25 protein-coding genes and 2 pseudogenes are annotated in these 26,109 nt (G+C 46.3%); 15 read left to right on the plus strand and 12 right to left on the minus strand.

What is annotated here, in order from left to right; genetic code table 11:
* Positions 1–49: 49 nt before the first annotated feature.
* The gene (gene eno, locus OQJ86_RS10075) at positions 50–1,333 is read right to left on the minus strand and encodes a phosphopyruvate hydratase (RefSeq protein ID WP_038869064.1); all 1,284 of its coding nucleotides are present in this window, start codon (positions 1,331–1,333) and stop codon (positions 50–52) included.
* A 162-nt stretch (positions 1,334–1,495) separates the two neighbouring features.
* Between eno and OQJ86_RS10080 the strand changes: the two genes are divergently transcribed.
* Entirely contained in the window at positions 1,496–1,954 is a 459-nt protein-coding gene (locus OQJ86_RS10080) for a GNAT family N-acetyltransferase (protein WP_265987630.1), read from the plus strand.
* Positions 1,955–1,988: 34 nt separating this feature from the next.
* Here OQJ86_RS10080 and OQJ86_RS10085 read toward each other — a convergent pair whose 3' ends face one another.
* Positions 1,989–2,501: a DUF2799 domain-containing protein gene (locus OQJ86_RS10085; RefSeq protein WP_265987631.1), complete on the minus strand. Its 513-nt coding sequence runs from the start codon at positions 2,499–2,501 to the stop codon at positions 1,989–1,991.
* A 260-nt stretch (positions 2,502–2,761) separates the two neighbouring features.
* Here OQJ86_RS10085 and OQJ86_RS10090 point away from each other — a divergent pair, with 260 nt between their 5' ends.
* From OQJ86_RS10090 to OQJ86_RS10105, 4 genes are all read left to right on the plus strand, one after another.
* Positions 2,762–3,472, plus strand: a complete 711-nt coding sequence (locus tag OQJ86_RS10090; RefSeq protein ID WP_265987632.1) for a response regulator — start codon at positions 2,762–2,764, stop codon at positions 3,470–3,472.
* The gene (gene creC / locus OQJ86_RS10095) at positions 3,472–4,914 is read left to right on the plus strand and encodes a two-component system sensor histidine kinase CreC (RefSeq protein WP_265987633.1); all 1,443 of its coding nucleotides are present in this window, start codon (positions 3,472–3,474) and stop codon (positions 4,912–4,914) included. Before OQJ86_RS10090 ends, creC begins: the two co-directional genes overlap by 1 nt.
* Positions 4,915–4,989: 75 nt before the next feature.
* Positions 4,990–6,330: a cell envelope integrity protein CreD gene (gene creD, locus OQJ86_RS10100; protein WP_265987634.1), complete on the plus strand. Its 1,341-nt coding sequence runs from the start codon at positions 4,990–4,992 to the stop codon at positions 6,328–6,330.
* Entirely contained in the window at positions 6,317–6,745 is a 429-nt protein-coding gene (locus OQJ86_RS10105; RefSeq protein ID WP_265987635.1) for a DUF2809 domain-containing protein, read from the plus strand. The genes creD and OQJ86_RS10105 overlap by 14 nt, the downstream gene beginning before the upstream one ends.
* Positions 6,746–6,985: 240 nt before the next feature.
* Here the strand turns inward: OQJ86_RS10105 and OQJ86_RS10110 are convergent, their stop codons facing one another.
* Entirely contained in the window at positions 6,986–7,660 is a 675-nt protein-coding gene (locus OQJ86_RS10110) for a fructose-6-phosphate aldolase (RefSeq protein WP_265987636.1), read from the minus strand.
* A 256-nt stretch (positions 7,661–7,916) separates the two neighbouring features.
* Between OQJ86_RS10110 and OQJ86_RS10115 the strand changes: the two genes are divergently transcribed.
* The 5 genes and pseudogenes from OQJ86_RS10115 (at position 7,917) to OQJ86_RS10135 (ending at position 13,111) form a co-directional block, all read left to right on the plus strand.
* Positions 7,917–8,858 (plus strand): glycyl-radical enzyme activating protein, encoded by a 942-nt coding sequence (locus tag OQJ86_RS10115; RefSeq protein ID WP_265987637.1) that lies wholly within the window; start codon positions 7,917–7,919, stop codon positions 8,856–8,858.
* 2 nt (positions 8,859–8,860) lie between these two features.
* The gene (locus OQJ86_RS10120) at positions 8,861–11,284 is read left to right on the plus strand and encodes a formate C-acetyltransferase/glycerol dehydratase family glycyl radical enzyme (protein ID WP_265987638.1); all 2,424 of its coding nucleotides are present in this window, start codon (positions 8,861–8,863) and stop codon (positions 11,282–11,284) included.
* Between the two features lie 238 nt (positions 11,285–11,522).
* Positions 11,523–11,852 carry a hypothetical protein gene (locus OQJ86_RS10125; RefSeq protein WP_265987639.1) on the plus strand — a complete coding sequence of 110 codons (330 nt, stop codon included), beginning with the start codon at positions 11,523–11,525 and terminating at the stop codon, positions 11,850–11,852.
* A gap of 168 nt (positions 11,853–12,020) precedes the next feature.
* Entirely contained in the window at positions 12,021–12,488 is a 468-nt protein-coding gene (locus OQJ86_RS10130; RefSeq protein WP_039977538.1) for an Sbal_3080 family lipoprotein, read from the plus strand.
* 128 nt (positions 12,489–12,616) lie between these two features.
* Positions 12,617–13,111: pseudogene (locus OQJ86_RS10135) on the plus strand (GNAT family N-acetyltransferase).
* A 75-nt stretch (positions 13,112–13,186) separates the two neighbouring features.
* On the opposite strand, the gene cydX reads toward OQJ86_RS10135, so the two are convergent.
* From cydX to OQJ86_RS10180, 9 genes and pseudogenes are all read right to left on the minus strand, one after another.
* A complete protein-coding gene (cydX, locus tag OQJ86_RS10140) occupies positions 13,187–13,294 on the minus strand; it encodes a cytochrome bd-I oxidase subunit CydX (protein WP_010453186.1) in 108 nt (35 codons plus the stop codon).
* Between the two features lie 10 nt (positions 13,295–13,304).
* On the minus strand, positions 13,305–14,441 hold the full coding sequence (cydB, locus tag OQJ86_RS10145) for a cytochrome d ubiquinol oxidase subunit II (protein ID WP_077262750.1): 1,137 nt from the start codon (positions 14,439–14,441) through the stop codon (positions 13,305–13,307).
* A 9-nt stretch (positions 14,442–14,450) separates the two neighbouring features.
* Positions 14,451–16,046, minus strand: coding sequence for a cytochrome ubiquinol oxidase subunit I (locus OQJ86_RS10150; RefSeq protein ID WP_265987642.1), 1,596 nt, complete (start codon positions 16,044–16,046; stop codon positions 14,451–14,453).
* Positions 16,047–16,133: 87 nt separating this feature from the next.
* A complete protein-coding gene (locus OQJ86_RS10155) occupies positions 16,134–16,733 on the minus strand; it encodes a DoxX family protein (protein WP_005429408.1) in 600 nt (199 codons plus the stop codon).
* The gene (locus tag OQJ86_RS10160; protein WP_265987643.1) at positions 16,730–17,461 is read right to left on the minus strand and encodes a putative DNA-binding domain-containing protein; all 732 of its coding nucleotides are present in this window, start codon (positions 17,459–17,461) and stop codon (positions 16,730–16,732) included. Before OQJ86_RS10160 ends, OQJ86_RS10155 begins: the two co-directional genes overlap by 4 nt.
* Positions 17,454–18,319, minus strand: a pseudogene (locus OQJ86_RS10165) (DUF692 domain-containing protein). Before OQJ86_RS10165 ends, OQJ86_RS10160 begins: the two are co-directional and overlap by 8 nt.
* Positions 18,307–18,621 (minus strand): hypothetical protein, encoded by a 315-nt coding sequence (locus OQJ86_RS10170; RefSeq protein WP_005436274.1) that lies wholly within the window; start codon positions 18,619–18,621, stop codon positions 18,307–18,309. Before OQJ86_RS10170 ends, OQJ86_RS10165 begins: the two are co-directional and overlap by 13 nt.
* Positions 18,611–19,567 carry an MBL fold metallo-hydrolase gene (locus OQJ86_RS10175; RefSeq protein WP_265987645.1) on the minus strand — a complete coding sequence of 319 codons (957 nt, stop codon included), beginning with the start codon at positions 19,565–19,567 and terminating at the stop codon, positions 18,611–18,613. The genes OQJ86_RS10170 and OQJ86_RS10175 overlap by 11 nt, the downstream gene beginning before the upstream one ends.
* Before the next feature lie 265 nt (positions 19,568–19,832).
* Positions 19,833–20,507, minus strand: a complete 675-nt coding sequence (locus OQJ86_RS10180) for a hypothetical protein (protein WP_265987646.1) — start codon at positions 20,505–20,507, stop codon at positions 19,833–19,835.
* Positions 20,508–20,674: 167 nt separating this feature from the next.
* Between OQJ86_RS10180 and OQJ86_RS10185 the strand changes: the two genes are divergently transcribed.
* From OQJ86_RS10185 to OQJ86_RS10205, 5 genes are all read left to right on the plus strand, one after another.
* Entirely contained in the window at positions 20,675–21,475 is an 801-nt protein-coding gene (locus OQJ86_RS10185) for a PhzF family phenazine biosynthesis protein (protein WP_265987647.1), read from the plus strand.
* Positions 21,476–21,479: 4 nt separating this feature from the next.
* Complete coding sequence (locus OQJ86_RS10190; protein ID WP_009706429.1) at positions 21,480–21,899, plus strand: VOC family protein; 420 nt, start codon at positions 21,480–21,482, stop codon at positions 21,897–21,899.
* A 237-nt stretch (positions 21,900–22,136) separates the two neighbouring features.
* Positions 22,137–23,810, plus strand: coding sequence for an LruC domain-containing protein (locus OQJ86_RS10195; RefSeq protein WP_265987649.1), 1,674 nt, complete (start codon positions 22,137–22,139; stop codon positions 23,808–23,810).
* Positions 23,811–23,823: 13 nt separating this feature from the next.
* Complete coding sequence (locus tag OQJ86_RS10200) at positions 23,824–24,279, plus strand: hypothetical protein (RefSeq protein WP_045421733.1); 456 nt, start codon at positions 23,824–23,826, stop codon at positions 24,277–24,279.
* Positions 24,280–24,485: 206 nt separating this feature from the next.
* Positions 24,486–26,090 (plus strand): ABC-F family ATPase, encoded by a 1,605-nt coding sequence (locus OQJ86_RS10205; protein ID WP_265987683.1) that lies wholly within the window; start codon positions 24,486–24,488, stop codon positions 26,088–26,090.
* The last annotated feature ends 19 nt before the right edge of the window (positions 26,091–26,109 follow it).

Consider the following 26,109-nt stretch of genomic DNA (forward strand, 5'->3'; position numbering starts at 1 on the left):
AGCCGCCCAGTTCTGCACTGGGCGGCTTTCTTTTAGATGTATTGATGAATTAACGAACAAAGGCTTTGCGACCAGCGAACACCGCCATTGAGCCTAACTCGTCTTCAATGCGCATTAGCTGATTGTATTTTTCGACACGTTCACCGCGACACGGTGCACCTGTTTTAAGGTGACCTGTGCGAAGTGCAACAGTCATATCGGCAATAAAGCTGTCTGTGGTTTCACCCGAACGGTGAGAAACAAACGCGCCCCATGCAGCGTGGTGACACATTTGAATCGCTTCAATGGTCTCGGTTAGCGAGCCAATCTGATTCAGTTTGATCAATGCTGAGTTAGCAGCATTCATGTCGATCGCTTTTTGGATGTATTTGGTGTTGGTAACCAGAAGATCATCGCCGACGATTTCGATCTTACCGCCAAGCTTCTCATTCAATAGCGGCCAGTTATCCCAGTCGTCTTCAGCAAGTCCATCTTCGAGAAGAACCACAGGGAAGTCTTCTACCAACTTCTCGTAGTATTCAATCATCTCTGCAGAGGTCAGTTCACGGTTCTCTGAGCGCAACTTGTATTTACCATTCTCATAGAACTCACTAGAGGCTGGATCCATACAGATACCGACATCGACACCAGGTTTTAATCCAGCTCTCTCAATGCCTTTGACAATCAACTCTAACGGCTCGCGGTTGGACTTCACAGCTGGCGCAAAGCCACCTTCATCACCGACGCCAACCGAGTGATTGGACTCCAATAGAACTTGGCGCAATGCATGATACACCTCGCTACCCCATTGTACCGCTTGTCTGAAGTTTTCAGCACCGTATGGCGCAATCATGTATTCCTGAAAATCCGGACCTTGCCAGCGAGCATGCACACCGCCGTTGAGGATGTTCATACAAGGCACAGGCAATAGGTTAGCGCCAACACCACCGAGATACTGATACAAAGGTATGTCAGCGGTTAGTGCAGCTGCGCGAGCAACAGCAAGGGAGACACCAAGAATGCCATTCGCGCCGAGACGGGATTTGTTTTCGGTGCCATCTAACTCGATCATAATGCGGTCAATTAATGCTTGATCGCGCGAGTCCAAACCAACAATGGCTTCAAGCACTTCGGTGTTGATCAGTTGAACGGCATTGAGTACACCTTTGCCACCAAAGCGGGTGTCGTCACCATCTCGCAGTTCAACCGCTTCTCGTGAACCTGTACTGGCACCCGAGGGCACCGATGCTCTTGCTGCAATGCCACAGCCGAGTGTGACTTCGACTTCCACAGTCGGATTTCCGCGTGAATCCAAAATTTCGCGCGCCAGAATATCCTCAATCAAGAAATCCATAGTATGTCCTCAATGATCAGTTAGGTGGGGAAATGACTTTAAGAGTGTAGACACAGATTTTTGATTACGATGACTCTTGATATCTTTGATGTTGAAGACAGTTGTTTATGTGGCTGTTTTCACATAAATTCCAGAAAGGCCATTGGTTATCAAGGAAGAGTCGTGAAGATAGAAGTCGACAATTTAGAAAGAACAGCAGTCATTGCATTGCTAGAAGAACATTTGCAAGACATGTACGCCACGTCACCACCAGAGAGCGTGCATGCGTTAGATTTAGATAAGCTCAAAGCACCGGAAGTGACATTTTGGACCGGATGGAAGGGTGAACAACTGCTTGGGTGTGCTGCGATTAAAGAGTTGGATGGCCAACACGCGGAGCTGAAATCTATGCGCACTACGCCAGCGGCAAGAAACCAAGGAGTGGCGTCTCAATTATTGATTCATGTGATTGAGCAAGTGAAGCAAAAAGGCTTGCAGCGCTTGAGTTTAGAAACGGGCTCGATGGAATTTTTTAAACCTGCGCGCCTGTTGTATGAAAAGCATGGCTTTGTGTACTGCGAGCCGTTTGGGGATTATGAACTCGATCCGAACAGTCAATTCATGACCCTAGAACTGAGCTAGGGCCATGAATTTTTAGAAGCTAAATCCAATCGATTTAGAAATTCAGATTCAAGTTGATGGTTGGCGACAAGAGGTCTGAACGCTCGTCAGCCAATCGCTTTCTCTTTTCTTTCAGACGCTTGGCATTGTCTTTGTCTGGATTGCCATCAAGTTGATTGTCGATGACCGAGATTTCAGTATCGATCTCTTGGATGCGTTGTTGGCGTTGATATTCTTGATGACCTAACTGGTAGTTTTCAATGAACTCTTTGCTGCTGCACACGCCGTAATATTCTTTGCCTTCGATACCGACAGTGTAACCATTGTCGGGTGAGCAATATTGGATAGTGCTTTTATCAAAACCTTCTTTCCATTTCGCTCGGTCTGGTGTCACACCCGCTTCACCACAGTCTTCGGTATAGCTATTGATAACGTTTGGATCGTTGCCGTCTCGGCCATCTTGATAACCTACCTTGTACCAGTTCGCCGTCTTGCACTCATCCGGAGACATGCTGGCGCAACCAGAGAGCAAAGTGAGTAAAGCTAGGGGGATTAGCGCTCTTTTCATCAGTTACTGTCCTTTAAACAAAATCGAATTGATAACTCGAGTGTGAAATGAACACTGTTCATATCAATGGTTGAAATCATTGTATTCACAATTGTAGTGACTCATCAGCGTGAGTGATAAGTTCACCACGTTGAATGAGAGGGTGTTTGATTAATATTATTCACGGATTTTGCCTTTGTGGTATCAATTCGATAGCCTTTGCGCCAAAGTAAGTGAACAAGATGTGCATCTAAACAAGTATCGTCAGTGAGGTTAGAACATTGAGCGACCAATCAACCGTCGTCATTATTGAGGATGAATCTGCCATCGCAGAGAACCTGATTCATGTATTAGAGATGGATGGCTACCACGCAGAGTGGTTTGCAACGGCAGGAGAGGGCTTGGCCTTTTTGCAACGCAACTCCGCAGCGTTACTTGTGTTAGACGTAGGCTTACCGGATGGCAATGGTTTTGAATTGTGCAAAACCATCCGTGAGTTTTCTGATATTCCCATTATCTTTCTCACCGCAAGAAGCGATGAAATTGACCGAGTAGTGGGTTTGGAGATTGGTGCGGATGATTACGTGACTAAGCCTTTTAGCCCGCGCGAAATGCTGGCGCGCATTAAACTTCGAATCAAAGCTAAAGCGCCAATGAAGGAGCACAAACCGGAGCCTGTGGCTGTTCCAGAACAACCTCAATTGAGCCATGACTTGGTTGCGCAAAACTTCGACTACGGTGTTGGCGGGCAAATGCTTGGGTTAACCGCGGTCGAATTTAAGATTCTCGATAAACTAATTTCCGTCTCTTCCAATGTATTGAGCCGAGAGCAGCTCATGGTCGCTGCAGACATGGCGCCAGAGGCCGCATATGAGCGTAATATCGATACCCACATTAAAGCCATTCGCCATAAGTTGAAGCCGTTTGAGATGTCTGAACGCATCTGTACCAAGCGTGGCTTTGGTTACTTCTACTGCATTAAAGGTGAATGATGAATCGCTGGCCGAAGATCCCGCTTGGACTCAGACTGTTTTTTCTCTACTTCATCTTAGTCGGAATGACGGCTTACATGGTGAGCAAAACTGTCGTCCAAGAACTTAAGCCAACCGTACGTCAAACTACCGAAGAGACGCTGGTGGATATGGCGAACTTGCTTGCGGTATTGGCAGAAGAAGATGTTGCGAACGGAAAGTTGTCTGCGAGTCGTTTCTCCAAACTACTAGCGGCTTATGGGCAGCGAGAACCTCAAGCGCGCATTTGGGAAATCGGCAAAAAAGCGATTAACCATCGAATTTACATCACCGATAAACAAGGGATTGTGATTGCGGATTCTTGGCAGCAAGACGTAGGCAAAGACTACTCGCAATGGAACGATGTTTATCTCACGTTGCGTGGTCAATACGGCGCGCGCAGTACCATCGAAGACCCGAAAGATCCGCTCTCAACCGTTATGCACGTGGCTGCGCCCATTTACCACAAAGGTGAAATCATTGGCAGCGTGACGGTAGCCAAATCCAATCGCTCAGTACAACCCTTCATCGATCTTTCTAAACGCAATGTGTTGTTTTGGATGGTGTGGATGAGTGGTTTAGTGCTATTGGCAGGGGCATTGTTTGCTTGGCGAATTCACTCGGCACTGAACAAGCTGGAAGACTATGCGACCAAAATGGGTGAAGGTGAAAAGGTCTCTAAGCCGACATTTCGTATCTTTTATGAGTACGGCACGCTAAGTGATGCATTAGAGAAAATGCGCAATCAGCTCGATGGTAAGCAGTATGTGGAAGAGTACGTACAGACGCTGACTCATGAGCTGAAAAGCCCGTTATCAGCGATTAAAGGCGCGAGTGAAATATTGCAAATGCCGTTGCCTGAAGAAAAGGTCACGCGCTTTGCTGGCAACATTGAGCGAGAGAGCGACCGCATGCAGTCATTGATTGATAAGTTGCTAGAACTTGCTCGTCTTGAAAAGCGCCCTGAACTAGAACAAGTCGAAGCTATCTCGCTAAAACAAATGGTCAATGAAGTGGTTGAATCGGCGGATGCTCGTTTGAGTGCTAAGTCGGTCACTGCCAAAATCCAAATTGATGACCATCTCTCCGTGCTTGGTGATGCCTTCTTACTGAAACAAGCCGTTTTTAACTTGATGGACAATGCGCTGGATTTTGTTGATTCGGAGGGATGCATTGAATGGAAAACTGAGGTCGCGAAAGAGAAAGTGTGCTTGTCGATTTTCAATTCAGGTCCTCACATTCCCGACTATGCAATGCCTCGTTTAACCGAGCGCTTCTACTCCCTCGCTCGGGAAAATGGTGTTAAGAGCACTGGGCTCGGGCTGAATTTTGTTGAGCAAGTGATCAAGCTGCACAAGGGTAAGTTGCAAGTCGAAAACGTCGATTCTGGCGTGAAAGTGACGCTGGTTTTACCAACTCCATAGAAACTCCACATTAGCTCCATTCGTTCTCCAAATTGCTGATTTAGATTACTCCCATCAGCAAATGGAGAATGAAACATGAAAAAGATCCTCAATAACCAACTCGGCACGAAGTTCGCCTTCGTGCTGTTTTTGTTTGTCTTACTGCAAATCCCGCTTTCAATGGTCACAGGGCTGATCTCAGAACGCTCATATCGCCAAGATGAAGTTAGAAACGACATCGCACGCAGCAGCAGCGGCGAACAGCGCATCATTGGTCCATTCATCATGGTTAACTACACCGAAACCAGTTACCGAGATGACAAAGTACAGATTAAAGAGCGTCGTAAATTTCTTTTACCTAGCACTTTTGATATGAGCGCGAATCTGGACAGTTTTGAAAAGTACCGAGGCATTTACCGTGCGCGTTTATACAAAGCACAAGTGGCACTGAAAGGCACTTTTGATGCAGACGATCTCGCGGCGTTGCAGGGGCTTGATATTGACAGCATGAGCCTAGTCGTTGGCATTGAAGACAGCCGTGGATTGATTCGCTTGGATGACATGACCATGGCGGGTGCAGATATCGAGGTCGCACCGGGAACAGGGTTAGATCAGTTACCACAAGGCTTCCACAGTGTTCTGACACTCGCAGACCTAAACGCAGAACAACTTTTGGCTTTCGATCTTAACTTCTTGCTACAAGGGATGGGGCAGCTTCAAGTCACACCAATCGGCAGTCAAACAACGGTTGAACTCTCTTCAACTTGGGCGCATCCAAGCTTTATCGGTGATTACTTACCGGTGTCATCAGAGGTCTCTGAAGATGGATTTAAAGCACAGTGGGCGAGCAACAACTTCTCTACCAACATCGCGCAGCTGTTCCAAAGCTGTTTATCATCGAATCACGCTTGTCACGAGCTTGAACAGCGACAAATGGGCGTAGATTTGATTGACCCCGTGGACCATTATTTGAAGTCCCACCGAGCTGTGAACTATTCACTGCTGGTTATTACATTAGTATTTGCGAGTTTCTTCTTACTGGAACTGTTCCAAGCGCGTCCGGTTCACCCAGTGCAATACGGCTTTATTGGTCTGGCTTTAGCACTTTTCTATCTATTGCTGATTTCGATGAGTGAACACCTCGGCTTTAACTGGGCGTATGTGGTGTCAGCAGTCGCATCGACGGGGCTTTTAAGTGTGTACGTGAGCGGTATGTTGAGCGACACCAAGCACGGCGCGATATTCGGAGCGTGTTTGCTCACTCTCTACGGATTACTGTTTGGCTTGCTACAAGCAGAAAGCTACGCATTGGTCATGGGGACATTGCTGTGTTTCGCGATTTTGAGCTTCACTATGGTCATTACACGCAACATCGACTGGTACGCACGAAATAAGAAAGCGGAAGAAAGCGCAAAGGCGAATTATGAAGATGTTTAAACGAGCAATTCTCACTGGGCAGCCAAGCAATATGGTGGAAGAAACGTCCGCTATCCACCTGCGATTATCTGCAAAAAATGGACTGAAAAGCTTGGTGTATTTTATCGCATTGGTCGTTATTGCGCTCTATGTTCGAGACAGCTTTATTCGTCCGACATTTGGTGATGTTCTCGTTGTGGTTTGGCTCTACTACTCTCTTGCAAGCTTGTTTTCCATGCCCGTTAACTGGCTGGTTTCATTGGTGGTGTTGATTGCGTTTGCTGTTGAGTTAGGGCAACTGTTACAGGTTGTAGTTTGGCTTGGTATCGAATCTTCATCGCCTCTGGCTGTGATTTTGGGCGCCACATTTGATTGGAAAGATCTGCTGGCTTATTGCATCGGAGGTCTACTGTGTTGTTGGATAGAAAAGAAATGAAAGCCGAGATGAAAGCCATTGCGATACCAAACCGACTCCGCCATTCCAAACGAGGTATTCGTAAGAGGTTCAAAATCAGTTTACTCAAGCGCGTGTACCTTTGGTCACTGACCAACAGAGAACTGCTGTAAACATCACCTCTTTATATGAAATACAAAAGGGAATCTCAAACTCACCGGCGCACAGGGTGAGTTAAGATTCCCTTTATTGTTAACTAAGAAGTCTAGCTGCTACTTTTAATTAGCTTTCAAATGAAAGTTTCTCGCCGAACGTCTCTTTCCAGTCTTTATCGAACTGCTCAACCGCCGGTTTTACTGCTGGATGTGCGAACATTTGTGCCGCCACATCAGTTGGCAATGTAATGGCTTCGATGCCCAGTTTCATCACCTCCATCGCTTGTTGAGTATTCTTGAAACTCGCTGCCAAAATCTTCGCTGGTAGTTGGTTTTGATCGAGCAACAATTGAAGATCCGCAACCACTTCAACACCGTTGCCGTTCATCGCATCAATGCGGTTTACGTAAGGTGCTAGGTAGTCTGCACCGCACAGTGCCGCAAGGAAACCCTGTTGAGCTGAATAGATAGCGGTAGCAAGAACCTGAATTCCCTCTTTTTTCATTAGCTTAATTGCTGCTAAGCCGGTTTCTGTTGCTGGCACTTTTACCACCATGTCGTAAGGCAATTCATTCAGTTGGCGCGCTTCTGCCACCATACCTTCGACGGTTGAACTCACGACTTGAGCGTGAAAGCGAGGTGTACCGCCAAGTGCTTCTTGCATGCCTTCTAGGGTTTCATTCAGTCCCTGTTTTGACTTCGCCAAAATGCTTGGGTTTGTCGTCACGCCTTTTAGCGGTAGGCATTGGTTAAAGCGTTTTACTTCTGCCACATCAGCAGTATCTAAATAAAGTTCAATCATGGTTTCTACCTTAAACAAAATCTTCGTTTTGATGATGGGATCACTATAGATCTGACAATCGAACGAGATCTTGATTTTGATCAATTGAAATTTCATTTGAAACTATAATAATTTCATTAAATGAAAGTTGAGTGAAACTTGTAAAGGCTCAAATGAAGCTTTCAGTTAGAAAACACAAAAGCTGTTCATAAGACTCAACGAGCAAAAGAAACGAATTAGGTACACAGCGGTAGCACAGACCAAGAGGCAAGCAGAGATGTATTTCAATATCCAACGATTCTCTACCCATGATGGCGATGGCATTCGTTCCATTCTTTTTCTTAAAGGATGCAGCTTGTCTTGCCCTTGGTGTCAAAACCCAGAAAGCCGCAGCGAAAAGCATTCACTGCTGTTTGATCAGCGAAGCTGCATGGAAGGTTGCCAACTGTGCGTTTCTGCTTATCAAGCCACAACTCAATCTACAACGGATAGTGAAACGGTGGGTGATGGTATTCGACGCATCGACAACCAAATCATCATCAATCGCAAAGCCATCAAAGAAGACCAACTGATCGCGCTGCGAAACGTCTGTCCTACGCAAGCACTGACCGTTTGCGGTGAAGAGGCGAAATCAGACATGCTGTTCGACACCTTAATGAAAGACAAACCTTTCTACGACCAAAGCCAAGGTGGTGTGACCTTCTCCGGTGGTGAGCCACTCATGCAAGCGGATTTGGTAGCAGAACTCGCACAGCGTCTGCATGACAACCAAGTCTCTACCGCTATTGAATCGTGCATGCATGTGCCGTGGAAGAACGTCGAAAAAGCCGCGCCGCATATTGATTGCTGGTTGGCGGATTTAAAACATACCGACGAAGAAAAGTTTCTTAGCTGGGCGAAAGGTTCACTAAAACGCATCAAAGACAATTTCCGAAAACTGGCACCTATCGCGAAACGCATTGTGATTCGCGTTCCCGTTGTGCCGGGGTTCAATGACACCATCGAAGAGTTGAAAGACATCATCGATTTTGCGGCTTCACTAGAAAGCTGCCAAGAACTTCACTTGCTGCCGTACCACACGCTCGGCATCAATAAATACCGTTTGCTCGATATGCCTTACGAGTGTTCTGACAAGCCATTAAACAAACCAGAACTGCTAGAAAGCGCCATGCAATACGCAAGCGAAAACACCCAACTTAACGTGATTGTAAGAGGTTAACTATGGACCTGAATTACCTTCCTGAGCGTATCAAAGCGCACAAATTGGCACTGGTAAATATCGTAACGCCACCTGTCTGTACCGAGCGTGCAGAGGCATACACTCGTGCTTATCAAGCAAACGAAGACAAACCTGTGATTGTCCAACGTGCGCTAGCACTGCAAGAGCACTTACGCACTCGTACGATTTGGATTAAACACGATGAGTTGATTGTCGGTAACCAAGCGAGCAAAGTGCGCGCTGCGCCTATTTTCCCAGAATACACTGTACGTTGGATTGAAGCGGAAATTGATGAGCTAGCCGACCGTCCTGGTGCAGGCTTTGCGGTCACTGAAGAAGATAAGCAAAGCATCCACAGCATCACACCGTACTGGCGCGGTAAAACCGTTCAAGACCGTTGTTATGGCTTGTTCACTGATGAGCAACAAGAAATCTTAGCCAGCACCATCATTAAAGCTGAAGGCAACATGACTTCGGGAGATGCGCACCTTGCGGTAGATAACGAGAAAATCTTGAAGCTAGGCATGAACGGTTTGCTAGAGGATGTTCGTCAGCACCGCGCTAACAATGATGTTTCGACCTTTGAAGGCTTGCAGAAAGAGCAGTTCTACAAATCGGTCGAAATAGTACTGCTTGCGATTCAAGATCACATGGTGAACTACGCTGAATTGGCGGCAAAAATGGCGCTAGAAGAGACGCGCCCCCTACGCAAAGCTGAATTAGAAAGCATTGCTGCAAACTGTCGTCATGTAGCAAGCCACGCACCAGAAAACTTCTGGCAAGCACTGCAATTGAGCTACTTTGTTCAGTTGATGCTACAAATCGAATCGAATGGTCACTCGGTTTCTTTCGGTCGTATGGACCAATTCCTCAACGAGTTTTATGTTCGCGATATCGAAAACAGCGCGATTGAAAAAGACTTTGCACTAGAGCTTTTACAAAGCTGCTGGTTGAAGCTGCTTGAAGTAAACAAGATTCGCTCTGGCGCGCACTCAAAAGCCTCCGCAGGTTCTCCGTTGTATCAAAACGTGTGTATCGGCGGTCAGAAGTTGAATGAAAAGGGTGAGCCTGAAGACGCAGTGAATCCACTTTCTTGGGCGATTCTGGAGTCTTGTGGTCAGTTGCGTTCGACGCAACCTAACTTGAGTGTGCGTTACCACGAAGGTTTGAACCAAGAGTTCTTAATGGGTTGTATCGAAGTGATTAAATGCGGCTTCGGCATGCCAGCGTTCAACAACGATGAGATTGTTATTCCTGAATTCATCAAGCTCGGTGTAGAGAAAGAAGACGCTTACAACTACGCATCTATCGGCTGTATCGAGACCGCAGTTCCGGGCAAATGGGGTTACCGTTGTACGGGCATGAGCTTCATTAACTTCGCTCGTATCCTGCTCGCTTCATTGAACGAAGGTGTGGATGCAACAACGGGTAAAGCTTTCTTGCCACACGATAAGTCATTAGCAAAAGGCAACTTTGAGAACTTTGAGCAAGTGACGGCTTCTTGGGCAGAGCAAATCCGCTACTACACTCGTAAATCGATTGAGATTGATACAGTCGTCGACAGCGTGCTTGAACAGCAAGCACAAGACATCTTCTGTTCAACACTGGTGGATGACTGTTTGGCTCGCGGTAAAACCGTGAAAGAAGGCGGCGCGAAATACGATTGGGTATCTGGCTTGCAAGTCGGTATCGCAAACTTGGGTAACAGCCTAGCAGCAATTAAACATCTTGTTTTCGATGATGCGCAAATCACCCAACCAGAGCTGGCAAAAGCATTAGCAGAAGATTTCGACGGCATGGAGAACGAACAGCTTCGCCAACGTCTTATCAACTTTGCACCAAAATACGGTAACGATGATGACGCAGTAGACCAACTACTGGCAGACGCGTACCAAGTGTACATTGATGAGCTAGAGCAGTTCGTTAATACGCGTCATGGGCGTGGTCCAATTGGCGGCGGTTATTACGCAGGTACATCAAGTATCTCGGCAAACGTCCCATTCGGCGCTTCAACCATGGCAACGCCAGATGGTCGTAAAGCGAAAACGCCATTGGCAGAAGGTGCAAGCCCGTCATCTGGCTCAGACCGTTTAGGCCCAACAGCTGTGTACAACTCGGTTGGTAAGATCCAAGCGAACAAGATCCTTGGTGGCGTGCTGCTTAACCAGAAGTTAAGCCCGGCAGCGGTTGAGTCTGAAGGGGATAAGCTCAAGCTCTCTATGCTGATTCGTACCTTCTTCAACCACCACAAAGGTTGGCACGTGCAGTACAACATCGTCTCTCGCGAGACCTTGTTAGCTGCGAAGAAGAACCCAGAACAATATCGTGATCTTGTTGTGCGAGTTGCAGGCTACTCGGCCTTCTTCACCGCGCTATCACCAGATGCGCAAGACGACATCATCGCACGTACTGAGCACGAGCTGTAAGTGCACTAGTTTGAGAAGTTTATACGTCTTGGCAGAAGCGCCTAAGCATGCTGTGCGGAACTTAAAAGCTCGCGAGGCGCTTAAAGTGACATATTAGTAAACGCGTTAGAGCGTCACAAAGGCACCGATTGGTGCCTTTTTCTATTTGAGCTGTATCGTGTTTAGTTGCATAACTGATTGATTAATTGAGTGGTCTCAATAGTGTGGAAGAAAATTAAAAAGAAGGGTAGAAGAACGGATGTTTTTACTCATCGCAATACTTGCAGGGGTAGCGGCGTTAATTTGGTTTTATCGAGAAGGGCAAGTCATTGGCTTGAACCGGATCCTCGGCATACTTTATTTTATTACTTACGCTGTGGTGTATTTGTACGTTCCACCATTTCTCGACATGGGGCATCAATACATTGGCAAAACCTACGAGCTGATCCCCATCGCCTGCCTTTACGGCATTTTGTACCCAGATCCTGAGGAAGCAACGACTGAACGGAAGGCGATAACCTTTTTTTCATGGTGTGGCTTGATCTTTATCGGCTGTTTCTTGTTGTATTTCAAAATGAATGTCTGGTGAGAAACTAAACACCAAGTGCAAGGAAGATAAATGAGTTATGAATTATTTATCCTGTTGATTTTGTGAGAAGGATTATTGAGGTGTTGAATTAAAGCTGCCAGAATCCAATATTCGATGCTGATTATTCATTTGGCGTCATTGGTTGTCATTTAAAAACAGAGAAAAAATATGTTTAAAAAAGCACTCGTTCTGGCTCTTCCGGTTGTATTAGCAGGTTGTTCTGCTCCTAAATTCACTGCTGAGCCTATTGCACAGTCGAATCAAAGCAAAGAAATCACTATCGTAAAAGATGATGCGACAAGGGAAGTGTTCATGGATTCTTTGCAAGAATGGTGCTTAGACACAGCACGTAAATGTACTGTGGTAAGTGACGGTACAGCGCCTAAGACAGACGAACTGACGTTAACTTATGTTTCACGTTGGAGTTGGGATTTGAGAACGTTTATCGCTGATGCAAAAATTAACGCTTACAAGAATGATCAGAAAGTCGGCCACGTTGAATTTAAAGCGTCCAACAATGGTAATTTAGACAAATTTGGTGACGATACAAAGCGTATTGAATCGATGATTCAAATTCTATTTGGTGAGCAAACTATTAGTGACGCTCAGCAGAAAATTAAATCTGGCGAAATCTAAGCACACAGTTTAAAAATGTAAGAGCATCGATACTCTAGTAAAGCTCAAAAGTAATGTTTTTCTTTTGAGCTTTATTTTTTTATGTCATTTAAGGCGCATATGAAATAAGCCTGAATAAGTGGAATGATATGGAAATAGCTAAAGCCAATCTCAGCCATTTAGAAGCGTTTGAATAGTATGTTGAAAAGTGTGCTCAGGCGGGAATGGAAATGTACGTCGCCGCCCAAAGCGACAGCGAAGCGCTGCTGAAAAAACGAATTGGATACGCGAAAGGCGAAGGCTTGCCGGAGGGGTGGACGCCGTCTTCGACTTACTTTTGTATCAAGGAGGGGATGATACTTGGTTCGATTCGAGTTCGTAACGGTAATAACGACTACCTTGAAAATGTGATTGGGCACATTGGTTACGAAACCGCGCCAGATGCTCAAGGCAAAGGCATCGCCACATTTATGTTGAACTGGGTGAAAGCTGAGGTTCTTGAAGGCAGCGCAATCGTCACTTGTGACGTGAACAATATCGCATCAAGACGCGTGATCGAAAAAGCGGGTGGCGAGTTCCTCAATACGTTTTATTCAGAACAAGATCAATACGAAGTGCGCCGCTATCGATTGTCGGCAGAGTAAACTCATTGAGATGAACAAACGCCCTCGTGACTGAGGGCGTTTGTTATTGAGAATGTTCCATTCTGAAGTGAGAACCTAGAACTCTTCTTCTTCGAAGCGTCCTGTGTTCTCTAGCCATAAACCATTGATGACACCAAAGGCGCAGGCGAGTAACACGCCAAGTACCCAACACATGTACCACATACATGCCTCCTTAATAGAGCGATGAGCTGTTGCTGCGGATGTAGTTGTTATCCAAACGTCCGAACATTTTGTAGTAACACCATGCGGTGTAGCCCAGAATCACAGGTACAACGATGATGGCAACGATAGAGATAATGCCGAGCGTTTTTTCACTCGATGTGGCATCCCATAACGTTAAGCTGTGCGATGGGTTGATGCTTGATGGCATGATCATCGGGAATAACGTGACGCCTGCGGTTAAGATGATGCAAGCGATCGCAATACTCGACATAGTAAACGCCACCCCAGCGCGGCGAGAGACCGTTGCCCAAAAGCACACGAGTAAGCTCGTTACCGCAGTGAATGGAATCAACCAAAGTTGTGGCATTTCGCTGAAGTTATGCAATAAATCACCCGCAATGCTCACCACTTGTTTGTTGAGTGGGTTTGAAATGCCATCTTTAAGCATTGCGCCTATGATGATGTAACCCGATTGCGATGCCGCGAACAAACCGCCAAACATAAACAGCAACATGGTTGCCCCCGCACCCCACAATGTGATGTTTTGTGCTCGACTGCGTAGCTCATGTTTAGTTTTCATTTGAAGGAAAGCAGCACCTTGTGTCACCACCATGGTCAAACTCACTAAGCCACACAGAATTGGGAATGGAGTGAGCAAGTCAAAGAACCCACCTTGATAATCGAGCATCAGCAAGTTGTTTAACTCGAACGGTACGCCGACCAACAAGTTACCGAAACCAACCCCAAAGATAATCGGTGGAATCACACCGCTGATGAACAAGGCGATATCACATGCGTTGCGCCATTGCGGATTATCGATTTTAGCTCGGTAATCCATACCGATAGGACGCAACCAAAGGGATGCGAGCACTAACAGCATGGCAATATAGAATCCGGAGAACGCTGCGGCGTATACCAAGGGCCATATCGCAAAGATGGCACCGCCTGCGGTGATCAGCCAAACTTGGTTGCCGTCCCAGTGCGGCGCGATAGCGTTAAGCATTACGCGGCGTTCTAGGTTCTTTTTCCCCATAACAGGGAGCAGCGCGGCTACCCCCATATCGAATCCGTCAGTGATGGTGAAACCAATCAACAGCACACCAACGATCGCCCAAGTAAATAGGCGTAGGTTTTCGTAATCAAACATAGTGCCTCCCTAGTGCTGATCAATCAGTTTGAATGTGTCGGGTTGTTTGTCTTTTTCGTTGTTTTCTTCATGGTGATAGCGACCTGTTTTGAGCACGCTTGGTCCACGTTTGGCAAACTTCACCATCAAGAACATTTCTACAATTAAGAACGCAGTGTAGAGCACATAAACAAAGCCGAGCGAAATCCAAATGTCACTTGGTGCGAGGTTAGATACTGCCATATTGACCGGAAGCACCTCACCAATTGCCCATGGCTGACGTCCGTATTCGGCAACGAACCAACCTGCTTCACAAGCTATGAAAGGCAATGGAATCGCCCATAGTGCCGCTCTCAATAACCAAGGGCTCGAACCCAATTTTCTGCGGCAGACTTGGACGAAAGACAAACCGATAATGGCGAACATCAATACCCCACAAGCCACCATGATTCGGAAGCTCCAGAACAGCGGTGCCACTTGAGGAATCGTATCTTGCGCCGCTTGCTCGATTTGACTTTCAGTCGCGTCGGTGACGTTTTCGGTGTATTTCTTCAAGAGCAGACCGTAGCCGAGATCTTTCTTCATCTCATCGAATTGAGCGATGTTTTCAGGACTGTCGTTACCTGCGCGAAGTTCCTCTAGCATGCCGTAAGCTTGGATACCATCGCGGATACGATCTTCGTTCTGTGCCATCAGATCGCGTAAGCCCATCACTGGCTCATCCAGCGAGCGAGTCGCGATGATCCCCATTAGATATGGAATCTTAATCGCGTAGTCGGTTTCCATGGTTTCTTGGTTTGGTAAGCCAAATAGCGTGAACGAGGCGGGTGCTTCTTCGGTGTGCCATTCGGACTCAATGGCTGCCAGTTTTACCTGTTGCACGTCACCAAGCTCGTAACCCGATTCATCACCCAGCATCAATGTCGACACAATCGCAGCCATGCCAAATGCGGATGCCACCGCAAACGAACGGCGAGCGAACGAGATATCTCGACCTTTGAGTAAGTAGTAAGCACTGATGCCCATTACAAACAAAGCACCAGTGGTGTAACCGGCAGCCACGGTATGAACAAACTTCACTTGCGTGACAGGGTTAAACACCACATCAGCAAAGTTGATCATCTCCATTCTCATAGTCTGGTAATTAAACTCTGCGCCGACTGGGTTTTGCATCCAGCCATTCGCCATCAAAATCCACAACCCAGAGAAGTTAGAACCTAGCGCTGTCAGCCAAGTGACCGACAAGTGCTGGCGTTTTGATAATCGATCCCAACCGAAGAAGAACATGCCGACTAAGGTGGATTCGAGGAAGAAGGCAATCAAAGCTTCGATGGCAAGCGGCGCCCCGAAAATATCGCCCACATAGTGAGAGTAATACGCCCAGTTGGTACCAAATTGAAACTCCATGGTAAGACCGGTCGCCACGCCCACGGCGAAATTAATCCCGAATAATTTACCCCAGAACTTGGTCATGTCCTTGTAGATGGTTTTTCCCGTCATGACGTACAAAGACTCCATAACAGCCAGCAAGAAAGACAAACCTATGGTCAGTGGGACGAATATAAAGTGATAGAGTGCGGTACTAGCGAACTGAAACCGCGACAGATCAACGACATCTGCAAACATAAGGACTCCTTCCCGCTACCAGAGTAGCGGGTTAGATAAGGTTATTATTAGTCTGTTTAATTAAGCGTTAAAGCTTGGGCGCTTGAGTTACGCTTTTGCTGGTGTGCGAGAGAAAGGTTTTCTCAACCAGTAATCCAAGCTTACGTAACGACCACCGCCGTAGAAGAACAGCACCAGCAACATCACAAAGTAGGTGGCTGCGAACTCCATACCGTTGTTGAGCATTACTGGGTCACCCAATTCGGTGATGTAGTTGTATCGACCTGGGAAGTTGGTTGCTAACCATTCAATAAAGCCGTTCAAACGTACCGTTGCCTCCATGCCGCCAGTGGCGATGGCATCCCAACCGTGTTTCCAGTGCACCATTGCGCTCGCAACACTCATCAAGAAAATCATCGGAATCGACATCACTCGGGTAAACAAACCCAATGCGATACAAATACAGCCAAGCACTTCCGTACCTGCGGCAAGAAACGCTAACAACTCGGGAAATGGTAAGTTCAAACCACCATCTGCGGTGGACGCGCCAAACCACGCGACGGTGCCAGAGAAACCCAGCACCTTAGAGCGAGCGCCAACAAAAATGACCGGAATGAGGTAGAGACGAATCGCAAGTAACGCTAAGTAATCGTATCTTTTGCATTTCTCGACGAGACCGTCGAACCAATTGAGGGCTGACTTAATCATAATTTTTCTCCTGAAGGGCGGACGCTGACGAGTCCTAGTTCACTGAAGTGTTGAGCCCACTCCATGAAACTGAATCTGGCGAGTTGCTGAGCAATCATTTGTTGTAGTTGCGCCAGAGTCAGGTTTGGTTGCTGTTGTAATAGCTGAATCAATGCGACATCCACTTCTCTGAGCTTTTGCGATATCACATGATGCTGTGAGTTCCGAAACACGCCATAAAACACAGGGTGACGCCTGTCAGTTAAGAAGGTCACGGAGTCTTGATGCAACAAGAAAGGCACTTCGACCAGCTTTAATGTTGGGTTGAGTTGCAGCACTTGGCTCTCTTCGAATATAGGATTCGGTGAAGAAGTGAATGCCGCGACTAAGGTGTCAATTTCTACATTGAACGCCACCCATTCATATTCCAACAACGCCTTCTGATCGGCAGAGATGAAGCTGGAATCTTGATGCGCTTTCTGCTGAAAAAATTGAACAAACTCAGTGGCAATATGATGAAACTCAGGCTCGGATGCACCATGCATCACCACAAAGTCATCCACCATGCGCTCAAGTTGTTCATCAGCGAACTGCGAAGAAAATAGAGGGAACGTATTCGCAACGACACCCAAGATGTTGTCGCGGATAAATTCGCTATATCGACACAGCGCATGCTGATTCATAGGCGCGCGAATCAGAGCCGTTAGGGACTCGGTTTGCGCGCGCATTTTGCTCGGAGGATTAAGCATTGAGTACCTCCTTACACAAAACTTCGAGTGTTTGGCTGAAATCCAAGATCTCGCCATGAATGCTGCGAAGCTCTTCAGCCAGAACAAGTAGCGACGGCACATTGTGGTCGCGTTCAAGAAGCAAAGGCTTGCTGCCATGCACCGAGTAGGTGTAACGAGCCAGTTCAATCACTTCATCAGGTACTGGCTTTCCATGGGTATCGAGCAAGAAGTCGTCACGCTCTTTCAAGTGACCCGCAATGTGGTAATAACGAATCGCGTCGCTTGGTAAAGTGCTCAGCATATCGTAAGGGCAGAAATGATGATTTCGGCTGTTGACGAACACATTGTTGATGTCGATAGCAGCTCACATCCACTTCGGTCACTCACTTCAGCGATAAACTCGCCCTCTGGCATTTCATGTCCGTAATCGTGGTAGTAAGAGATATTCTCTAACGCTAGTGGGCGTTGAATAATGTCTTGCACGCGCTGAATGCGTTCGACCAAATACGGAATGTTCTCTTTATGTCGAGGGATCGGAAGCAGTTCATACAAATAGCCCTGATTGTCTCTAGAGAAACTCAGATGTTCGCTATAGATGTCGATATTAAATTCATCGAGAAAGCGTGCGACGTTTCGTACAAAAGACTCGTTTAACGGTTGGCAATCACCAATCGATAAGCTCAAGCCATGAGCGACAAGCGGATAATATTTCGCAATGTCTTGCAGCTGTTCACGTTTCAAGCCGCCAATATTCATCCAGTTTTCCGGTGCTAATTCGAGGAAATCGATATCTGGGTGCTCGGGCAGCTGACACAGCAAATCAACGTGTTCGCTGCGCAGCCCAATCCCTTTTGATGTGTCGGTTATTGTCCGCATACCCCACCTGTGATTTTGCTTTTGGTTAATTTGATGGTTTCAGCCGAAGGGTTAATGCCCTCGCCAGTCACGCCACATTTGCCGTCACGAGCGCGTACCAAACGGCCTTGCGGATCATCTTTTAACTCTTGTTTCTCAAAGCGTTTCTCTGTACCACATTTACCAGCCGCACACTTACCGCCATGTTGAGAGCTGGATTGAGCTTCAACGGGAGCCTCGGTGGGTGCATCGGCAAACGCCATGCCTGAGTTCAAAGTAATGACAGACGTCATCGCGATAGATAGAGCGAGTTTATTGTTCATGAGACATCTCCTTCGCTGCGCTCATTGGGTAACTAGATAAGTCGTGACCAGCGATAACTTGACCGTGGTAGTACTCTTTAACGATCTTGATGGAAGCGGGTTTGAGTTTTAGACCTAAGCCCATCCAGTGGTTAAGCACCAAGAGTTTTGGATTCACTTCTGCGGCGATCTTGCCGACAACCGATGGCTTCGCGTGCATAAATGACGAGACTTCGTCGGCTTCTTCATGAATAGCTAATGGCATCAATAAAATGTCGGCACCTTTAGCAAAGTCGATGAAGTCAGGGTTACTGCCGTTTTGGTCGGCGGAAATCACCATCACGCCTTCGGCACTTTCGATTCGGAAAGCGAGACAAGGTACGTCGCCGTGTGGGATGCCGAGAGCGTAAATGGTCAACCCATCTTGCTCGTACACCTTGGTGCCTTGGGAAGTTTTGTATGGCACATCAGTAATGGTGACTGGGAACAAGCCATCGCTGCCATCAAACAAACCGTTCAGATATGCGTAAGCGCCTTCATCACCGTCGAAAAGCGCTTTCATGTAACCGGTTAAGCTAGGAAATGCAGGGCCTGCTTCAGGGCCTGCGATATCGAGGGGAGCTTGACGATCAAAGAAGTAGCCACCTTTTAATAAGGCAGGAACGTCAGCGACGTGGTCAGTGTGAAAGTGGCTTAAACCAAGGAAGTCTAAGTCTTCCAGTTTGCCGCCTGCTTGGCCGAAACGCAGATAAACACCACCACCGGCATCGATCATCACGCGTGATTTTCCTTTCCACCAAACCAGTTCACCAGACGATGCACGAAGGTCATCAGAGATTGGTCCACCGGATCCGAGTAGCTGCAAAGTAAAATCTTTTTCGAGCGGTTCGACAGTTAATGCGTAACAGTTAGCTGCACCTAAGGATAGCCCTAGAGCCAGCACTAACGCTTTTAAAGGCTGTTTCATATTGAATACCTATGAGTTTGATTTTTCTTATTTATTTTCTTTGGGTGAGCATCCAAAGAAGTGTTGAAGAGGCAGGAAAAACGATTTGTTTTTGATGTCCGTCAAAGCACGGGAATAAGATATCCAATATGAATGGTTAATTATATCTAGTAATTTTAAAGTTTCGTTCAGGTAAATTGAACGTTATTGGTTTGAGCTGAACAAGCATCAGAATGTAAAAAGGCACCGCGAAGGGTGCTTTTTGTTTCTCTTCCAACCTAAGCTGTTAAAGGCTTAGAGGAGTAAAGTGTTTTCTTACGATGTATTTGAGATGACGGTTGGTCGCTTCAATGATCTCGAATTCAGCTCCTTTGTAAGAGATGACTTTCCCTTCTGTCAGGTCATATTCGACAGGAACAGTAAATGCTCCTCTGATCATGTTATTGGTGAACTCACGGTACATGAAGTTCACTTTTGAGCCATGTTTACCCGTATAAATCATTTCTTTAAATTGAGAGTCAGCGCCTTCCACTGTTCTTGGTTTGATTGAAACGGGTGCATTTTCGTCGGTACAGAAATACAAAACGTCATAGTTGCAGACAGTGCTGTTGGTTTTGTCTAGGTAGATATTGGTTTTATGCAGAGTAAAGCCTGAATCCATCCCTGCCGTAGGTGAGACCGCCATGTACTCGTCATATCGGCTTGCATCCGCCACTTTTACGTAGGTACCGACTTCCATCGTAAGCAAGCCACCCTTCAGATCAAGTGGGGTGTGCACGCTAAATGAATCTTTAGTTTGTGCGTAGCTGTATTCGACAATTGGTTCGCCCAATGATTTTGTTGTTACAAGGCCTACATCTGGCGCATCAATTGATTGAACTTGACCGTAGTAGGGTTTGCTCGCACAACCTGAAAGAGCCAATGCTGCAAATGAAACAATGATTAACAAGATTTTCTTCATGGTATTCTCTTCGCCTTTTGATTTATACGGTGCATTGTACTGTTAATTGTTTTTGTGTAAATAGTATGCTGTACTTTATTTTTAGAGTTAATGAAACAATTCACTAATTGGGATTTGCTCAACAAGTGAGAGTTGATACATTGGGGCTTTCAAAAAATGGAGGCATTATGGATCTCGATATCTACCAAGTGGACTCTTTCACCACCGAACCTTTCAAAGGAAACCCTGCTGGAGTTTGCCTTTCACAAGAACCGTTACCAGAAGCATTGATGTTTTCTATCGCTGAAGAAATGGCGGTATCAGAAACCGCTTTTCTCTGTTTGAAAGACATGCGACTGCGCTGGTTCACACCTAAAGTAGAAGTGGCGCCATGTGGTCATGGCACATTAGCGACGGCGCAAATCTTAAAAGAGCAAGGGTTAGCGAAGGTTGGCGATACCATTGCCTTTCAAACCCTCTCTGGTGAGCTTCATGCAAAAGTAAACGAGTCGACAATTGAGCTCGATTTTCCTTCGACTCAGCTTGAAATGGATGTTGAACAAGACGCTACGTTGCTAGCGGCACTTGGATTGAAAGCAGAGCAGGTGGTTTCTTACGCTCAGTTTGACAACAAAGGCTTTATTGAAGTTGATAGTGAACAAGCGGTGTTGGATCTCGCGCCTAACTTTGACGCACTAAAGAACATTCAAGGGCGTGGCGTGGTGGTAACTGCTCAATCGAACTCCCCAGACCTCGACTTTATCTCGCGCTACTTCGCTCCTTGGGTGGGCGTGAACGAAGATCCAGTAACAGGCTCAGCCCACTGCGCATTGACTCAGTTTTGGGCGCAGAAGATCGGTCAAAATCTGTTCCGTGCCTATCAAGCCTCAGCCCGCGGTGGTCATTTACAAACCGAACTGCTTGAAAACGGACGCATTAAACTGATTGGCTCCGCGAAGACGGTAATCAGCGGAAAACTAAAGGTATAACGCGATGAAACAATCCATTATCCATATTGCTTTGGTCGTAAAAGATTACGATGAAGCGATTGATTTTTATGTGAATAAGCTGAAGTTTGAGCTGGTGGAAGATACTTACCAACCAGAGCAAGATAAGCGCTGGGTTGTGGTTTCTCCACCGGGTTCTAATGGTGTGACATTATTGCTAGCCAAAGCGTCTAAGCCAGAACAGCATGATTTTATCGGCAATCAAACTGGTGGACGTGTGTTCCTATTTTTAAACACCGATGACTTCTGGCGTGACTACAACCGAATGGTAGAGCAGGGCATTAAGTTTGTTCGCCCGCCTGCGGAGCAAGACTACGGCACAGTCGCAGTATTTGAAGATCTCTATGGCAACCTGTGGGACTTGTTAGAGATGAGCCCAAGCCACCCAATGGCTTCGCGTTCATAGATTCATACTAATTGATATTAACAGCGTCTTTCGGGGCGCTCTTTTTGTTTCAGATGTCCGCCTCTTGCATTTCTTTCTTCTTCTCCTATTTCGCTTCACTTTGCCTATCAGCTTCATTCTCAAAATGATAATGATAAAAACATCTAAATAAAATTTTGTTTTTTAAGGGTTTAAACTCGGCACTATATTTGCGTTATCCCCCTTACAACCAATGATTCAGTTGACGAGGGGAATAATATGAAAACAAGGAAAATGTTCGTGCTAACGTGTTGTTGTGCATCTGCGTCAGCATACGCACTTACTACCAGTGATTTGACATATGAATCTGGCAGCGATAGCTCAAACTACTCGCTAAAAGGCAAGCCGAATAATATGTATTCTATTTCCGGAACATTGCCACAAGACACTCTCAGTAATGTTTATTCAATGCTGCCAGAGGGTACAGCCGTTAACAATGCCTTTATCGCACCAGAGCGTTACTCAAACATCGATATTGACGATGAACTCGATGGAGCCCCTTACGCGACCGCCTCAATTACGTTTCTGAATGAAGGGGCTGGTTATAGAAATGCATTGGGGTACTTCGTTTACGACACTGATAATCCACCGTCAAACAAAGACGAAGTTAACGCACATTTGATTGTATTCCCTAATGCTTCCAAGGCACCAGATGGTGAGATGGCTGAAGGTGATACGATTGACCTCAATGTGCAGTTGACAGCAGGTCAAACGCTGGCATTTTTCGTTATCCCAAATGGGTGGGGAGCCAGTACTTACAACAATATTTTGAATTTAGGTCCTTGGAACACGCCTTTCTATAGTTATTCGAACCTTAACCCTGAATCAACAGCGCTCTATCGTAGACATAATGTTGCGTTTATCGATACGCAAAACGAGTTTCTTGTGTTGGGGTTCGAGGATCTTCTTCGCCCCTACGGTGACAATGACTTTAACGACTTACTGTTTACCGTCGATGTTTCACCATTCTCCGCAGTAGACGGTGTAAACCCGGATGGAACGACGGATTCTAAATACGAAGTGCTGGTACAAGAAAACGCCCCAGATGTTACCGTTACTTCTGTTTATCCAAGTTCTAATTCTTATGCGACCATGGCCTTTGAAGATCGCTGGCCATTAATGGGCGATTACGACTTTAACGATGTGGTGTGGCGCTACCGCGTGACTGAACTGTTGAATGGTCAACGTGAACTGAAAGCCATCACCGTGGATTACACCTTACAGGCAATGGGAGCAGGGTTTTCAAACGGCTTTGCTGTAAAACTGCCGAATGTTGACCCGACAAACGTTGCTTCTGTTACGCTCACGAAAAATGGGCAGGCGGTTGAACATACGGTCTTACAATCTGGTAGTGAAACGATTCTTGTGGTTTCAGAAGATCTACGAGCAGAGTTGGAATCGCTTGGCGTGCTCAGTGAGACTTGTACTTATTACCGAACGCAAAGTGGTTGTTTGAACCAACAAGCTGCTGAGCTCCTTGCATACCAACTTGTTGTTGAGTTAACCACTCCTGTGGAGAGAGATTTGGTTGGCTATCCACCTTATGACTCTTTCATTTTTGCGGCTGAAAATACCTACCATGGCGACTTTGTGGCGACATTCCCTGGTATGACATGGCAAACGCACTTTAAGTCGTTCTCCGGTACTGCTGAGATGAACAATGCAATATTCAATATGCATGATGACGATACGGGTGGTTCGGAATACTTCCTGACCGCTAACAACATGCCTTGGGCGATCAACATTCGTGATGAGTGGGAACATCCTATCGAACTTATGGACATCAGCCATGCTTATACCGGTTTTCCTGCGTGGGTATCGAGCAATGGTGAAACAGATACCAGTTGGTATAGCACGCCAGTAAGCGGAAAAACCATTTCAGTAGCGGAATAATAAGGAGCTTCACATGAAAATTTCAACAAAACTGCTGACCATCATGTTCGTTCCTGTGTTTATTGTCGCTTGTGGTGGTGGAGGCGGTGGTGGTGGTGGTTCAACGCCTGCACCAACGCCCACTGTTGAAACCATCGATAACACTCAAGATATTGTGGCGGAACGTGATTTTTCATTTGATGTCGGAGAAACCATTACTATATCGATGAACTATCAAGGTTCTGCGGATGGTGCTTTACACCTTTACACCAAAGCGGCATTTACCACAGAAAACGGTGTGGTCGTGGCCGATCCAATGTCGCGCATCACCACCATTTATCCAACACGAACCAGCGAAGTGGAGTTAGAGGTAAATGGTAACTGGAGCCAGTTGTATGCTCAGTGGGTACCCATGAGTGCGAATGAATCAGAGAAGAATTGGGTCGTATCATTAAATCAGTCCAACAATAATTACCACCTCGACTTTTAATAGTGACGAGTAGAAAAAACGAAAGCGCGGCAAATGTCGCGCTTTTTGTTTTTCGAAAAATTCGGCGCAATATGAATGTGACCTATATCACCTTATGAATGAATCATATAGAATGGCGGCCACATTCAATATGACCTTTTTTAACAGTATCTCGAAAGTAAATTAAGAGCTTGTTATTAAAAGAAATTTACTTCGAGGGCACTGCTATCATTAGTACAAACAACATCACCATGCAATTTGGTGCCGAGCCATTGTTCGAAAACATTTCCGCTAAATTTGGCAACGGTAACCGTTATGGCCTGATTGGCGCGAACGGCTGTGGCAAATCTACGTTCATGAAAATCCTGAGTGGCGCGCTCATGCCAAGTTCAGGCAACGTTTCTATTACTCCAGGATTAAAACTTGGCGTATTGAGCCAAGATCAGTTTGCGTTTGAACAATACAGCGTGATTGACGCCGTGATCATGGGTGATCGCAAATTGTGGGAAGTGAAACAAGAACGTGACCGCATCTATTCATTGCCAGAAATGAGTGAAGAAGACGGCATGAAAGTCGCTGAGCTTGAAAGCGAGTTCGCAGAAATGGACGGCTATACAGCAGAAAGCCGTGCTGGCGATATTTTGCTGCAAGCGGGTATTGAAGAAGAGCTGCATTTTGGTTTGATGCAACAAGTTGCTCCGGGCTGGAAACTGCGCGTGCTTTTGGCACAAGCCCTGTTTGCTAACCCGGATATTTTGTTGCTCGACGAACCAACCAACAACTTGGACATTCATACCATCAACTGGTTGGCAGAAGAGTTGAACCAACGTAAGTGTACGATGATCATCATCTCGCACGACCGTCACTTCCTAAACTCTGTGTGTACTCACATGGCAGATATCGATTACGGCGAACTGCGAATTTACCCTGGTAACTATGAATACTTCCTTGAAGCCTCGGGCCTACGTCGTGAACAGCTATTGGCTTCTAACGCGAAGAAAACCGCTGAAATCAACGAACTTCAAGATTTCGTTAACCGTTTTGGTGCGAACGCATCGAAGGCGAAACAAGCCAGTTCGCGCGCTAAAAAGATGGATAAAATCCAACTCGACGAAGTGAAAGCAAGTAGCCGTGTTAGCCCATCGATTGATTTCGGTGAGGGTAAAAAACTGCATCGTTTAGCCTTGGAACTGCAAGACCTTGGTCACTCGTTTGGTGATGAGTTGTTGTTTGAAAAAGGCAATTTGTTACTTGAAGCGGGCACTCGCCTTGCGATCATCGGTGAAAACGGTGTGGGTAAAACGACCTTGCTGCGTTGCCTAGTGAACGAGTTAGAGCAAACTCAGGGCGTAGTAAAATGGTCTGAAAACGCTTCGATTGGTTACTGCCCACAGGACAGCAGTGCAGACTTCGATAATGATCTGACCATCTTTGAGTGGATCTCACAATGGCGTACCGTGAAGCACAATGACTTAATGGTGCGTGGCATTCTAGGCCGTTTGTTATTTACCGCTGACGACGCCAACAAAAAAGCGAAAAACTGCTCGGGTGGTGAGAAGAACCGCCTACTGTTTGGTAAGCTAATGATGCAAGACATCAACGTTCTGGTGATGGATGAGCCAACCAACCACATGGATATGGAAGCGATTGAAGCGTTAAATAGCGCATTAAAAGACTACACTGGCACTTTGATTTTTGTCAGTCATGACCGTGAGTTCGTATCGTCATTGGCGACTTCAATCATTGATGTAAAAGACAAACAGTTGGTGAGTTTCCAAGGTACATTTGAAGAGTACATGGCACACCAAAAAAAGGTGCTTAGCGCTGCGTAACCAAGCGCCGATCATCGCG

This window comes from Vibrio sp. Sgm 5 (genome assembly GCF_026241575.1).
Lineage (GTDB): Bacteria > Pseudomonadota > Gammaproteobacteria > Enterobacterales > Vibrionaceae > Vibrio > Vibrio jasicida.

Bases quoted from the DNA above. Each gene is read 5' to 3' on its own strand.
- eno (WP_038869064.1), bottom strand. From the start codon at position 1,333: ATGGATTTCTTGATTGAGGATATTCTGGCGCGCGAAATTTTGGATTCA.
- OQJ86_RS10200 (WP_045421733.1), top strand. From the start codon at position 23,824: ATGAAAATTTCAACAAAACTGCTGACCATCATGTTCGTTCCTGTGTTT.
- OQJ86_RS10190 (WP_009706429.1), top strand. From the start codon at position 21,480: ATGAAACAATCCATTATCCATATTGCTTTGGTCGTAAAAGATTACGAT.
- creC (WP_265987633.1), top strand. From the start codon at position 3,472: ATGAATCGCTGGCCGAAGATCCCGCTTGGACTCAGACTGTTTTTTCTC.
- creD (WP_265987634.1), top strand. From the start codon at position 4,990: ATGAAAAAGATCCTCAATAACCAACTCGGCACGAAGTTCGCCTTCGTG.
- OQJ86_RS10125 (WP_265987639.1), top strand. From the start codon at position 11,523: ATGTTTTTACTCATCGCAATACTTGCAGGGGTAGCGGCGTTAATTTGG.
- OQJ86_RS10115 (WP_265987637.1), top strand. From the start codon at position 7,917: ATGTATTTCAATATCCAACGATTCTCTACCCATGATGGCGATGGCATT.
- OQJ86_RS10195 (WP_265987649.1), top strand. From the start codon at position 22,137: ATGAAAACAAGGAAAATGTTCGTGCTAACGTGTTGTTGTGCATCTGCG.
- OQJ86_RS10175 (WP_265987645.1), bottom strand. From the start codon at position 19,567: ATGAAACAGCCTTTAAAAGCGTTAGTGCTGGCTCTAGGGCTATCCTTA.
- OQJ86_RS10170 (WP_005436274.1), bottom strand. From the start codon at position 18,621: ATGAACAATAAACTCGCTCTATCTATCGCGATGACGTCTGTCATTACT.
- OQJ86_RS10085 (WP_265987631.1), bottom strand. From the start codon at position 2,501: ATGAAAAGAGCGCTAATCCCCCTAGCTTTACTCACTTTGCTCTCTGGT.
- OQJ86_RS10105 (WP_265987635.1), top strand. From the start codon at position 6,317: ATGAAGATGTTTAAACGAGCAATTCTCACTGGGCAGCCAAGCAATATG.
- OQJ86_RS10110 (WP_265987636.1), bottom strand. From the start codon at position 7,660: ATGATTGAACTTTATTTAGATACTGCTGATGTGGCAGAAGTAAAACGC.
- OQJ86_RS10150 (WP_265987642.1), bottom strand. From the start codon at position 16,046: ATGTTTGCAGATGTCGTTGATCTGTCGCGGTTTCAGTTCGCTAGTACC.
- OQJ86_RS10160 (WP_265987643.1), bottom strand. From the start codon at position 17,461: ATGCTTAATCCTCCGAGCAAAATGCGCGCGCAAACCGAGTCCCTAACG.
- cydX (WP_010453186.1), bottom strand. From the start codon at position 13,294: ATGTGGTACATGTGTTGGGTACTTGGCGTGTTACTCGCCTGCGCCTTT.
- cydB (WP_077262750.1), bottom strand. From the start codon at position 14,441: ATGTTTGATTACGAAAACCTACGCCTATTTACTTGGGCGATCGTTGGT.
- OQJ86_RS10185 (WP_265987647.1), top strand. From the start codon at position 20,675: ATGGATCTCGATATCTACCAAGTGGACTCTTTCACCACCGAACCTTTC.
- OQJ86_RS10155 (WP_005429408.1), bottom strand. From the start codon at position 16,733: ATGATTAAGTCAGCCCTCAATTGGTTCGACGGTCTCGTCGAGAAATGC.
- OQJ86_RS10130 (WP_039977538.1), top strand. From the start codon at position 12,021: ATGTTTAAAAAAGCACTCGTTCTGGCTCTTCCGGTTGTATTAGCAGGT.
- OQJ86_RS10180 (WP_265987646.1), bottom strand. From the start codon at position 20,507: ATGAAGAAAATCTTGTTAATCATTGTTTCATTTGCAGCATTGGCTCTT.
- OQJ86_RS10120 (WP_265987638.1), top strand. From the start codon at position 8,861: ATGGACCTGAATTACCTTCCTGAGCGTATCAAAGCGCACAAATTGGCA.